We start from the raw sequence: 12,542 nt of genomic DNA, 5'->3' as shown, positions 1-12,542 counted from the left end.
TGTCTCTCCTATGTAGTTTTTCGTCTTTTCCATGGAATGCATCTGTTTACCTGCTTCTTGTACTCAGCATATTCATCCCCATATAAATCCAATAGCCACTTTTCTTCTGTATTAATTAAAGCAACTGTCATAATAAGCCAATCTATCACTGGCAAAATCAGCATACAAGCATTGTGCCACATCAGCAAACCGCCTGTGAAGGCGAGCCACCATCCACTGTACATAGGATTTCTCACCCAAGAATATATCCCCTTAGTCTGCAACTTATTCCCGGTAATTGAATCATCCATATCTGAGCGCATGGCACCTATATACCAAACCGCAACACCTACAACAATTAACAGTCCACCAATAATACAGAAAATCACAGTCCATGGAAGTTCTAGTGTTCCGATTTTGAAAACATATCCAAATAAAATTATCCCTAAAATATTAACAACTGCCATACCATAGACAATATATGGTCCTACTCCAAACAGTGGAAGTTTTTGCCCTTCCTTCTTATAATTCTTTAACATTATTTTCTCCTAAACTTATCAATACTATTAAGTAAAAATCATATTTCCTTGCTATCAATTATGACTGTTTATTGATTGTATTTCAAAGGATTTTTCCATATAATTGGTCGTATCAAAGAAAGAGATTTTAACTATGAAAGATTTTGAAGTTTTAAAAGAACAATGCATCTATGAGGTGACTCGACTTGGCATGAAGCTTGGCAATATTTCCTCATGGTCTATAAATACAAGGGCGAAAACTCGCTGGGGACTATGCAAACTGAACCCTGACGGCTCATATTCCATTGAAATTGCTGCTCGTCTTCTTGAGGACGACCGTATTTCTGAACAAGCTTGCAAAGAAACAATCATCCACGAGCTTCTACACACCTGCAAGGGGTGCATGCGCCACACTGGAAAGTGGAAATACTATGCTGAAGTTGTAAATCAAGTTTATGGATATAATATTAAGAGAGTAACTCAAGGCCAAGAAAAGGGCATTGAGAATTATAAGCCCTCAGAGATGCGCATCAAATATGTCTTCACCTGCGGCAGCTGTGGTGCCACAATCTACCGCAAGCGCGAAAGTAAATTCACTAGAAATTATAAATATTACGGCTGCGCCAGATGCGGCGCCGTAGCCTGGGTCAAACAAGCCTAAAACTGTTTTAAACTATTTGTTACTCCCTATTCCTTTGAATGTCAGCAACCATGCCAATAAGCATTCCAATCACCATACCCATACACATACCTGTTCCAGTCCTATGAATAGCTATACCAATAGCCATACCAAATAGCATCCCCATAATCATGCCTGTAGCCATAGTTGCGGTCTTTTGTTCTTGCCTCTCAACGTATTTACGAACTATCTCTAGCCCGCCCATAGGAACACAGAACTTTTCATCTACAATGTCAAAAATCTCTTCTGCCATTATTCCTCCAAATTCAAAAACATCATCAACTCTCTAGCTTCCTCATAATCCTGACTATAGAAATTCACATGATTAATATCTGTGCTTCTGTTAGTAAATGCCGGATAAAGAAATCCAGCCTCTGGCGAATGAGGCACCAGCTCCTCATCCACTGGTGAAATCGCCACAATCAGATACTTATAAACCTCTTCCGATTCATCCTGGTAAGACTTATCACTGCCTTTGATTGGTACATCGTAAGCCCCATAATAAACATAAATCGCATATGGTCTTCCCTTAGGATATTTCTCCGCTATCAGCTCATACAAATTAAGCATCAGAGCATCATTCTTCAATTCGCAATCACGAATTGCGTATATCATCTGCCAAATAGAACCTGGGCACATTCCCGGAATCTTGTACTGAATTAATTCCTCATTTGGCTTTGCAAAAGGTATCGCTTTAGCTATATCAAGGCATCTATTCTTTTCTGCTCCCTTCAGACTCAGGAAGTTGGTATTAAAAGTGCCGTCTATATACCCCTCCTCATCTATATACGCACCTGCAATTCTAACTAAGTTACTACGAGCTGATGTAAATCTTCGGGTAAGCTCCAGCATATCGTCTCTTTTAATCTGTCCCATATCTTTTTCAATCATTCTAACATTATACCGTATTTGCGAATCACATAGAAATAAAAAAAATGAAGAGCAGCCCGCATATGCAAGGTGCCCTTCATTTTACTATTTATCAACCTTATTAAATTCTACAACAGACTTAAATAAATCTCCATCAATAGAAAGCTTCAAGCTTCCTCCCATTGCTTCAGCAAGACTTCGAGCTATTGAAAGTCCTAGACCGTTTCCATCTGTGTATCGAGATTTATCACCACGAACAAATCTTTCCATAAGTTCTTCAGCTGTGATGTTCAATTCTTCCTTCGATGTGTTTCTGAAAACAAATCTAATCTTATTCTCATCCTGTTCCAGATCCACATATGCTCTGGTATTTGGCTGCGCATATTTCACAACATTGCTCATGAGATTATCGAATACACGCCATAAATATCTGTTATCAGCCTTAAGGTAAACATCCTCAGAAGGAAGGCTTGTGACTACAGTAATTTTATTTGCTTCAAGTCTGTCGCTAAATTCTCCTAGGGACTGATTCAAAAGTGTTACTGCATTCACTTTCTCAAAATTAAAATTAATATTTCCAGTAGAAACTTTTGACGCTTCTATCAAATCCTCTATGAGTTTTTTAAGACGCTTAGACTGTCTATCTAAAACCTCAAGATAATCCTTTGCTTTATCATTATCAATTTCTTCTTTTGAAAGCAAATCAACATAATTGATTATTGAAGTGAGCGGTGTTTTTATATCATGAGAAACATTTGTAATGAGCTCTGTCTTCATTCGCTCACTCTTGGTTCGCTCCTCTAAAGCAATTGAAATTCCTGACTGAATATCATTCATTGCCTTTGCATGTTCTTCAAGAAAAAGTGGCATTCCTTTTAAATCCACCTGAGCATTTGTGTCGCCCTCTGCAAGCGCTAAAGCTGTACCTTTGATTTTTGCATAGCTCTTTAATAGGATATGCAGAATAATTCCAAAAGCTACTTTTTCCACGAACCAAATTAATAATAGGCTATCGGCGCCAGTTGCAATAATACCAAACCATTCCAAGATAGTAATGATTACAAATATAGCCCAAATTCTGTAGGTCCACTTTATTGTGGAGCGAATATATTTTGTCTCTTGATTAAAATTTCCAAACCACTTTTTTATTACACCTAATATCTTGCATATCACGCTGTTTTTCCATACATGATGTAGCTTGACATTTACTGCAATGTTAGAGCTCCAAAGGAATCCAATAAGCATAGCTACTATTCCTGTAGCTGCCAAAATCATTCCAATCAATCCAAAGGCTGATGCGCTTAGTTCATCAACAATTCCTATACATATCGCAAATACAATAACCTCAGCAATAAAAGCCATCACAAGTGCCAAATCAGCTGGAAGCTTTTCAATTGGACCTTCAACGATTCCCTCTACACCTTTTTTATGTCCTGCTGCGAATAAGAACATTACCCAACATCCAATTGCAATTGCAAATGAAAGAATTGCTGTAAGTGGAAGAAGAATTTTAAAGGTTGGAGCCTTTGCTATAAGAGCATTTGCCTGAGCATAATAATCATTTGTATTAGTATTTGCTGCAAGCTTTGTCTCATTAGGGAAGCATACAACCGTATAGTAAGTTAAATCTGGATTATCCTCATAAATTCCAAAGGCTGAAATGCTATCTAATGAAACTTGATAATTTAATTTTGTAAGTTCTGCGTGGATATCTGATAAATCTGCCACATTATCAAGACAAAGCTTTCCAGAAGCGCCTTCATCAGTATTTAATGCTAAAACGTATCCCTTAACAGATCCAGATAATGGCTTGTAAGCTTTTCCATCTATATAAAGGAAATCACCATCTTCGCCTAAAGCACCATTTTCAATAACAGTCTCTTCTGATAGATAATCAGTTGTAACTTCCTCTTTACCTTCTGATTCTTCTGTTTCCTCTGATTGCTCAGTTTTTTTAGAATCCTCAACTACATAATAAGTCTCATCTTCCTGGACAACCTCTAAATTAGCCTGATTATTAGCCCAAATTTTAGAGTAGATGCTATTTGTATTAGGTGTCCCTTCAGGTTGTTCGCTTGTTTTATAGCTGTAATAATATTCCTGAATAGGATAAAATCTTCCGTTACCAAACACATAAGCCTTCTGACCAATAAGGTCATATCCTATTCCTTCTATACTTACATTTGTATAAACTTCACTATATTCTGTACTGATGTAGCTAGGAGTCCAAAAATCCAACAGCTTCTCACTTAATGTTATTTCTGTATCTCCATCAATTCCATAATAGTTTTTGAAAGCATCCTTAGGAACTTTTACATCTTTAAAATTACGATATACATAAGAGCTGTCAGAATTGAGATCAATGTCTTCTGTATCCTTTCCAGGGATAACGCCGTAGTAGCAATTCATTCCTTCCAATCTTTCAGAAGTAAATCCATTCTCTTCATTATCTAAAATCCAGGCTGCATAATCCTTTCCAGCCATCTTATATAATTCGCTTTTAAACTCGCTGGTGTCGCTTGAAAATAATCCAATGTTTCCTAAAATACCACCAGCAGCAACGGAAAACATAAAAATAAACGTAAATACGGTACAGATAATTCCTAAAATAATTCTTCCTGTCCGATTGTAAAATAGTTTCATATCACCCTCCTAAAGATTTTCACAAGTTACTATTCACAGTAACCTTATGAATCCATCTTGTAGCCGTGCCCCCAGACTGCTTTAAGGTATCTAGGATTAGCACTGTCATATTCCAATTTTTCTCTCAGGTGTCGGATGTGAACAGCCACTGTACTTTCAGCACCAATGACCGACTCCTTCCAAACACTTTCATAAATATCTCTTGGGGAGAGTACTTCGCCCTTATGTATCATAAGAAGCTTTAAAATATCATATTCTAATGGAGTAAGTGATACAGGATTTCCATCTAAGGTGACTTCTTTAGACTTGTCATTTAATTCAATACCACCAACTGTAATAACATTTGCATTTGCGGTGTTCGTATTTCCGTTCTGAGCTCCAAGCATTGTATAACGTCTCAGCTGAGATTTAACTCTTGCCATAAGCTCCACTGGATTGAAAGGTTTTGTAACATAATCATCTGCGCCAACCGTAAGTCCAATAACTTTGTCAGCATCCTCACTTTTTGCAGTAAGCATAATAATTGGTACATTCGACTCCTTTCGGATTTCAGACATAGCTGATATGCCATCCATCTCTGGCATCATCACATCAAGAAGAATCAGCTGCATATCTTCGCCCTCTGGGCTTTTCATAATCTCTACTGCTTCTCTTCCATTTGAAGCCGATGTTACGTTCATTCCCTCACTCTCAAGATAAATTCTAAGAGCCGATACGATATCCTGTTCATCATCACATATTAGAATATTATTCATTTTTTCTCCCTGTGTAACTCTTGTAATTAATTACAAGCTTATTGTATTGAATAAATTTTTAAGTTCCAAGATGGTAAATCTTTAAGAATTGTTTAAGATTATATAGCTTGATATGTTCTAATATTACCTACCTTTTCTTATAATTCTATATGACATTTCTAGCGATTTCCTCATTATTTTCCTAATTACGACTCATTAACTAGCTTTCCTGTCATATGCTCTGGCACTAGTTCTATACATTGGACGTTTTTAAATGAGTTCTTAATCTCCTTCTTTACGGAAGCCATCGTTGTAAACACAATAGCTAGCCTTATCGCAAGCCTTGATAGCATCAATCTTGTGCCCAGCCTTGGCTCCATGGAAATAAATCTTACCATCCTCTTCACAATAATAATGATTAATTGGCATTCCATATGGATAACCATCATCTCCAATTACAGATAAGACACCTCTCTTAGTACTTTTCAAAATATCAATACACTCAGCCTCTGACACCTGCTGTTTAAATCTACGCATTTTTCTAAACATTCTCAACACCTCAATCTTTCGCTAAAATCTTAAGTCCTGCTATTCCAATTACAATCAGAATAACACAAATCACCTGTGGAACTGACAATTTTTCATGGAAAAGAAAAACACCAAGCAACGTGGTTCCTAAGATTCCCATACCAGTCCACATCGCATAGGCGGTACCTAATGGCAGCTGTTTTAAAGCTATCGCCAGGAATACGGCGCTGGCTATGTAACCTATTCCTGTGATAACAGATGGAACGAGAACTGTAAACCCATTTGACATTTTCATTGCCACTGCCCATGTAATTTCAAGCACACCGGCAATCAACAAATAAATCCACTTCATAAAAAACCTCCGTATAATAAAATACGCCATTCCTTCACCTGCTATGACCTAACGATAAAGGAATGACGTGAATCCCACTACTCGGTAGCAATGGGCGCCTGTTTGATTCAGTTGCTATGATGATATATTAATTTATAGATTTCGTCAATCTACTAAAATAGAGAGCGGGTTTCCCGACTCTCTACTAATAAACTTATTCAATTACGAATTGGTTGTAATTCTCTGCGATAGCTGCCTGTAGTGGTGTGCTAAACTACGACAGTTTTTACTTTACATTAATCGGCTACAATCTCACACCATTCTGTCGAAGTTTCCTCGCCAGGAATTTCAACTGCAAGATGAGAAAACCAGCTATCATCCGCCGCTCCATGCCAATGCTTTATATCTGCTGGAATATTGATTACTGTTCCCGGTGTCATTTCAACAGGTTCTTTTCCCCATTCTTGGTAATATCCTCTTCCACCAACGCAAATGAGAAGCTGTCCACCACCAGCTTTTGCATGATGGATATGCCAGTGATTCTTACAACAAAGCTCAAATGTCACATTAAAAATAGGGATTTGTTCCTTTGATATAGGCGCCAGATAGCTTTTTCCCTCAAAGTTCTCCCCAAAGAGAACATCATCATTGAAATGCGCAAATTCTGGGGCAAATTCTCCAAGAAGTGCTCGACCTGCAGTTTGTACAATTTTGTTACTCATTGTTGTCACTCCTTCATAATCAAAAAATTTTTCGAATTTTGTTGCATTGGATATTTCTTTTTTAGGACATAAGTGTTCTCACGTCTGCTATTATGGCTTCATTTGTCATGCCAAGGCTTTCTAACAGTTCACTAGGATTATATCTATCGTAGAATTCTTTCTTCAATCCATAGTTTTTCACCTTCATATCTGAAGTTCCATAGAAAGCTGAAACCTTATGACCAAATCCACCGTCCAAGATTCCATCTTCAAGTGTAAGAACGACTTGATGATCTTTCTTAAGATTCTCCAGCATTTCAATATCTAATCCCGATGCGAAACGAGGATTTATTAAAGTAGGTGAAAAACCAAGCTCCGCCTTAATAGAATCAGCCAAACTCTCACCCATCTGATAAAAATCACCAAGAGCGAGAATTGCCACATTTTCACCTTTTCTTTCTATCTTGAAAGTATTGATATTGCCATAGTCCTTGTCAGCCAAGCGATCTGTTACCTCATTTCCCGGAATAAGAATCATAACAGGATGATCTTGTTGATCAAGTGACCACTCAAGCATATTTAAATATTCTGATTTACTTGTAGGCGCTAAGACTTGTAGATTTGGGATATTTGAAAAAGCTGATATTCCAAAGATTCCCAAATGAGTTACATCAGTAAGTCCTGCAAAGCTTGTGTAATTCAAAAGAATTGTGACAGCAGTTCCATTAATGCATACATCCTGAGAGATTTGGTCATAAGTCCTCTGAATAAAAGTCATATTGGTGACAACCAGAGGTTTTACACCATTCTTTGCAGCACCTGAAGCCATAGCAACTGCCTGTTCCTCTGCAATACCAACATCAATATACTGACTTCCAAGTTCCCGTCTCATTTCCGGTGTTAATCCTACAGATCCTGGCATAGCTGGTGATATTACAAGTAAATCTTTATCCCTTTTTGCCTTATCCATAATGTACGAGGCTGTTAATCCGGTATATGTTTCTCCATCACCAAAGTTAACTGTTGGCTTCCCTGTATCTCTATCAAATGGCATTGTCCAATGCCATGCTTCTTTATTTTCCTCAGCGAGTTTATATCCCAAACCTTTGATAGTGTGAATATGAATTACAATTGGATGATCAATATCCTTAACCTTCTCAAAAGTATTAATCATTGTTTGTATATCATTTCCACTTTCAACATAAATATAATCTAGGCCGAATGCTCTAAAAAGATTACTCTGCGCCGCGCCAGCTGTCTCACGAAGTTCTTTAAGATTCTTATAGATGCCACCGTGAGTCTCAGCAATAGCCATCTCGTTATCATTTACAAGAATGATGAAGTTTGAGTTCAACTCTGAACCAGCAACATTTAACGCCTCAAGAGCTTCTCCTCCTGAAAGAGAACCATCACCAATTACGGCAATAATATTTTCCTTATCACCCTTCATATCTCTTGCTTTTGCAAGTCCTGATGCTAGTGAAATAGATGTTGATGTGTGACCAACATTAAAGAAATCATGTTCACTTTCATCCGGATTTGTGTAACCAGAATCTTCTGCGAAGCGATCATCATAAATATAGCCTTCTTTTCGGCCTGTAAGAATTTTGTGAGGATATGATTGATGTGATACATCAAAAACAAATTTATCTATTGGTGAATTAAATACATAATGCATAGCAATTTCTGCTTCGACCATTCCAAAGTTTGGTCCAAAATGCCCACCTACGTGAGTCAATCTGTTAAAAAGTGCCTCTCGGATTTCTACTGCCAATTCTTCTAATTCCTGTGGAGAAAACTTCTTAACATCTTCAGGTCCATTTATTCTATTTATTAATTTATACATCTTATATCTCCTATACCCAAGCTCTCACAACATCCATTGACTGGCTGGCTTGGGCGCCTCTAATAGCTAGTCCTTTATTATCTAAAATCGCACCCTTGCACATTCTCTTTACATCAGAAGGCATTCCAGAAAGGCCCGATCCTTCATGAGTACAAATGACACGGACTGTCTTGCCTGTAAAATCAAGGCCTTCAAGTGCTGTCTCTACCTCAGGCGCATAAGTTCCCCAATAAATAGGGCTCATGATATATACGGTATCGTAAGCTGAAATATCAGTAAGTTTCTCCTTGATTGGTGCATTACCGATACGCTGCTTTGCTTCCTCAATACAAGTCTTGTAGTCCTTTGCATATGGAACGGCAGGTTCCACCTTAAACATATCTGCTCCCGTCAGTTTCTGCACATACTCTGCAACAATTTCCGTATTACCCTTATCGATATAGCCGACTGCATAGTTTTCATCTGCACGGCTAAAATAAATAATCAAACTCTTCACTGCAAAATCCTCCTACTCTTTTATCTCATTTGGCTCTAAATATTTGATAACCTTTGCAGGCACTCCTCCAACAACTGCATAATCCTCAAATTCAATACCACCTGATGCCGAAAGGATTGCAGAATGATTGATGAACACATTCTTTCCAAGCTTAACCCTGTTTCCAAAATCACAGATAAACGGAGTTAAAATCCTTACATCATCAAGCTTTCTTCCAAACAACTCTTCCAAATATCCTACATAAGAAGGATCATCCGGAAGTGTTGCGTTTGCCTTTGCACAAAGTGTTCTGGCACGAATCATTTCTTCAGATGCTTCTTTAAAATATTCTTCACGACAATCTGTAGGACCACCCTGATCCATTAGTTCATATACATAGCCCTTTTCGTAGCTCATAAACTTAACCTCCTAATCCTTGTCCCAGCTTAATACGCCGGTTTCCACTGCTACTTCATAACGTCCAATCTTATAATCTAGTTTTTCCAAAGCAACATCGTATTTCTTCTTTGCCTCTAAAATCTGTTCTCTAGCCTCTTTCAAAAGATTGGCTCTTGCCTCAATCGTATCATCACCAAGCTTAAACAGCCTTACATACTCAATCAGCATTTCCACCGGAACGCCGGCATCGCGCATGCACACTGCATTTTCAACCCATTTGATATCTTCTTCCTGATAATCCCTGATTCCACCAGCAGTACGATTTACCTCTGGGATTACACCTACTCTTTCATAATATCTAAGAGTATCTGGGGAAAGATTATATTTTTCACATACTTCTTTAATTGTCATGGCCATGCCCTCCAAACAGCTTAAATACTGCATTTCAAACTATCATTAGTACCTTTGATATGTTCACTATACACCTTGGAGTTAACTCCAAGTCAATACCTGAAATTGTGAAAATTGTGAAAAATTTTAAAAATAGAGAGCCGGTAAACCGACTCTCTACAAACAAAATCTATTCAGTTACGAATTACTTATTTGCTATAGCTGCCTGTAGTGGTGTACTATTCTACGACACTTTTTGAAACGATTACATTATTGCTCAGAAAGAGCATCATAAACAATATCAAACGGATCAGAATACTCTACTGATTGTCCACCTAAAACATCTTCCTCTTTATAAATCGATCTTGAGACTTTATACCAAGAATATTTTTTAGAACAGGAACGTCCTCATAAAGATAAGGATCACGCATTTGTAGACTCCTTCATCTTATATTTCTTATCTAAAAAACGCTTTGCATCTTCCATTGTTACTTCGCCACGCTTTTCTTTTTCAATATATTCTTTAAAATCTTTAGTTGGCTCTAGACCGTCTACTTTAATCATACCTATTGCATAATTCCATGCGTCAGCATTAGTCATAATACCCGCCTCCTTTACAACTATATTTTAACATATATCGGCATATATTTCGATTTATATCCACACAGCCTTTTCAAATTAAAATGCCACCATTGAGTACAAAAATCAACTAAAACACCTTTTACGTTTCGCAAATTTAAGAATTTTTAAAATTTGCGAAATAACAAAAGTGAACGCAATGCGCCCATAAACAAAAATTCAATTTACATTTTTACAGACGAACTTTTAGTGTAGCAATACATTTTTACAGACGAAAATTATTAGGTTCGACGCAAGTGCAACGTAAATTTTTACGTCGCATTTTCAAAAATTTAAATATATTTATTTTTTGAAAGTAAAAAAGAGCAGCTATCTTTTGATAACTGCTCTATGCAATGTTCATTATTCAATTAGGTCGACAGATTTGAATTTGTGCGTTTAACTTCCAATATTATGTTCCAATGCCCTTTGCATTGCATATTTTCTTTATTGTATTGCCTGTGCGGATAGTCAGTTTTTCTGCAATACCTTTCGTGGCCGTTTTCTTCCACCAGTTGCATTTCTGATAACAGGAAAGATCATAACTCCAGAATACCGCTTCGCCATAAACTTCTACATATTCATTTCCTTCAGAAGGGACTCCGATCAGATCACATATCTCATTGGGAGAATCTTCCGAAAGGATGAAAACAAGATTATGATAATATTCCTTATTATCCGTATTCCACCACGAAGGCGTATGCTCAAGCATATTCCTTAGTGCTTCCAGTTCTGTAATATATACCGGTATCTCAAATCCGAACTCTTCACAGAGTCGGTTCTCTATCCGAGATCTTATGCTGTTTTTATCTGCATCTTCGGCGGAAAAAAGCACATTGCCGCTATTAAGGATAGTCAATACTTCCTCAAATCCCATATCGGCAAATACCGCCTTCAGTTCACTCATCGAAACTTTTGTTTTTCCACCCAGATTTACTGCTCGCAAAAATGCTACATATCTCTCCATATACACTCATTTCCGGATAAGTTAATATTCGGTTCTCCTTTTAGTGCGTTATCCTGAAATATAATTACATCGACAAACCCCGATTCTTAATATATAAGTAGAGACTTTTATAGCCTCTGCTCTTTTTATATGATGAAGGTGATTGGTCTGACGTAATCTTCGATTGGGACATAACGCCCGGTAACAAATTTGTCAGCCTGCCTTCATCGTTCTACATTCGATTCAGCAAGTTGGGAAAGTAATCTTCTCCCGTTTAACTAAAGAATATGAGTGAACCCTGAAGAGCTGAATCCAATCAATTACAAAAGCAGAAAGGAGACACTTTTATGATTGCTGTTGGTATCGATGTATCAAAATCTAAAAGCACCATTGCCATTCTAAACACAGATGGCAGCATTCGTGCTAAACCATTTGAAATCCATCATAACCTGGATGAATTACATTCATTGGCGCTATATATAAAAAGTACTAATGAACAGCCTATTATTTTGATGGAGCCTACTAGTCACTATCATTATCCCATCTTAAAAGTCTTTCAAGAAGAACAACTTCCAGTATGCTTAATCAATCCGTACTTAATGAAAAAGTATGGTGATAATGAAATACGAAAAGCTAAGACAGATAAAAAAGATGCACTTCGTATTGCTCAGTATGCACTCGAAAAGGCTTATTCATTGACTCCATATGAATCAGCTGAACAAAAATATGATGATTTAAGATTTCTTTCGAGACAATACAAACAAAGAATATCTACATTAACTGTCGCTAAAGTTCAGCTACAAAATCTTCTTGATGAAACAATGCCTGGAATTACATCTATTCTCCCTCTTAAGAGCCGAGATCCAGAAAACTGTGTACTCTTGA

The 12,542-nt window shown here is 37.3% G+C and carries 16 protein-coding genes; 2 read left to right on the top strand and 14 right to left on the bottom strand.

Going from position 1 to position 12,542, the window contains the following annotated elements:
* Positions 1-8 precede the first annotated feature (8 nt).
* Positions 9-518, bottom strand: coding sequence for a methyltransferase family protein (locus BLR54_RS00080; RefSeq protein WP_090416190.1), 510 nt, complete (start codon positions 516-518; stop codon positions 9-11).
* Positions 519-651: 133 nt separating this feature from the next.
* Between BLR54_RS00080 and BLR54_RS00075 the strand changes: the two genes are divergently transcribed.
* The gene (locus tag BLR54_RS00075) at positions 652-1,158 is read left to right on the top strand and encodes a SprT-like domain-containing protein (RefSeq protein ID WP_090416189.1); all 507 of its coding nucleotides are present in this window, start codon (positions 652-654) and stop codon (positions 1,156-1,158) included.
* A 19-nt stretch (positions 1,159-1,177) separates the two neighbouring features.
* On the opposite strand, the gene BLR54_RS00070 is transcribed toward BLR54_RS00075, so the two are convergent.
* From BLR54_RS00070 to BLR54_RS00010, 13 genes are all read right to left on the bottom strand, one after another.
* Entirely contained in the window at positions 1,178-1,429 is a 252-nt protein-coding gene (locus BLR54_RS00070; RefSeq protein WP_090416188.1) for a hypothetical protein, read from the bottom strand.
* Positions 1,429-2,067: a DUF4317 family protein gene (locus tag BLR54_RS00065; RefSeq protein ID WP_330388110.1), complete on the bottom strand. Its 639-nt coding sequence runs from the start codon at positions 2,065-2,067 to the stop codon at positions 1,429-1,431. Before BLR54_RS00065 ends, BLR54_RS00070 begins: the two co-directional genes overlap by 1 nt.
* 84 nt (positions 2,068-2,151) lie before the next feature.
* Entirely contained in the window at positions 2,152-4,689 is a 2,538-nt protein-coding gene (locus BLR54_RS00060; RefSeq protein WP_090416187.1) for a sensor histidine kinase, read from the bottom strand.
* A gap of 44 nt (positions 4,690-4,733) precedes the next feature.
* Complete coding sequence (locus BLR54_RS00055) at positions 4,734-5,444, bottom strand: response regulator transcription factor (protein ID WP_090416186.1); 711 nt, start codon at positions 5,442-5,444, stop codon at positions 4,734-4,736.
* A gap of 261 nt (positions 5,445-5,705) precedes the next feature.
* Positions 5,706-5,972, bottom strand: a complete 267-nt coding sequence (locus BLR54_RS00050; protein WP_242871168.1) for a pyridoxamine 5'-phosphate oxidase family protein — start codon at positions 5,970-5,972, stop codon at positions 5,706-5,708.
* Positions 5,973-5,982: 10 nt separating this feature from the next.
* Positions 5,983-6,303 (bottom strand): DMT family transporter, encoded by a 321-nt coding sequence (locus BLR54_RS00045; RefSeq protein ID WP_090416185.1) that lies wholly within the window; start codon positions 6,301-6,303, stop codon positions 5,983-5,985.
* 275 nt (positions 6,304-6,578) lie between these two features.
* Positions 6,579-7,004: a cupin domain-containing protein gene (locus tag BLR54_RS00040; protein WP_090416184.1), complete on the bottom strand. Its 426-nt coding sequence runs from the start codon at positions 7,002-7,004 to the stop codon at positions 6,579-6,581.
* Between the two features lie 61 nt (positions 7,005-7,065).
* Entirely contained in the window at positions 7,066-8,829 is a 1,764-nt protein-coding gene (locus BLR54_RS00035; protein WP_090416183.1) for a 1-deoxy-D-xylulose-5-phosphate synthase, read from the bottom strand.
* Between the two features lie 10 nt (positions 8,830-8,839).
* Complete coding sequence (locus BLR54_RS00030; protein ID WP_090416182.1) at positions 8,840-9,325, bottom strand: flavodoxin; 486 nt, start codon at positions 9,323-9,325, stop codon at positions 8,840-8,842.
* Between the two features lie 12 nt (positions 9,326-9,337).
* On the bottom strand, positions 9,338-9,721 hold the full coding sequence (locus BLR54_RS00025; RefSeq protein WP_090416181.1) for an LbetaH domain-containing protein: 384 nt from the start codon (positions 9,719-9,721) through the stop codon (positions 9,338-9,340).
* A 12-nt stretch (positions 9,722-9,733) separates the two neighbouring features.
* A complete protein-coding gene (locus tag BLR54_RS00020; RefSeq protein ID WP_090416180.1) occupies positions 9,734-10,114 on the bottom strand; it encodes a MerR family transcriptional regulator in 381 nt (126 codons plus the stop codon).
* A gap of 402 nt (positions 10,115-10,516) precedes the next feature.
* Complete coding sequence (locus BLR54_RS00015; protein ID WP_176757607.1) at positions 10,517-10,693, bottom strand: hypothetical protein; 177 nt, start codon at positions 10,691-10,693, stop codon at positions 10,517-10,519.
* A gap of 430 nt (positions 10,694-11,123) precedes the next feature.
* A complete protein-coding gene (locus BLR54_RS00010; RefSeq protein WP_090416179.1) occupies positions 11,124-11,678 on the bottom strand; it encodes a DUF1697 domain-containing protein in 555 nt (184 codons plus the stop codon).
* A 326-nt stretch (positions 11,679-12,004) separates the two neighbouring features.
* Between BLR54_RS00010 and BLR54_RS00005 the strand changes: the two genes are divergently transcribed.
* A partial coding sequence (locus BLR54_RS00005; protein ID WP_143008382.1) for an IS110 family transposase occupies positions 12,005-12,542 on the top strand: 538 nt, incomplete at its 3' end.

The sequence above is a fragment of the Pseudobutyrivibrio sp. YE44 genome (assembly GCF_900104335.1).
Taxonomy (GTDB): Bacteria; Bacillota; Clostridia; order Lachnospirales; family Lachnospiraceae; genus Pseudobutyrivibrio.
This window is presented reverse-complemented; position numbering and strand designations above follow the sequence as displayed.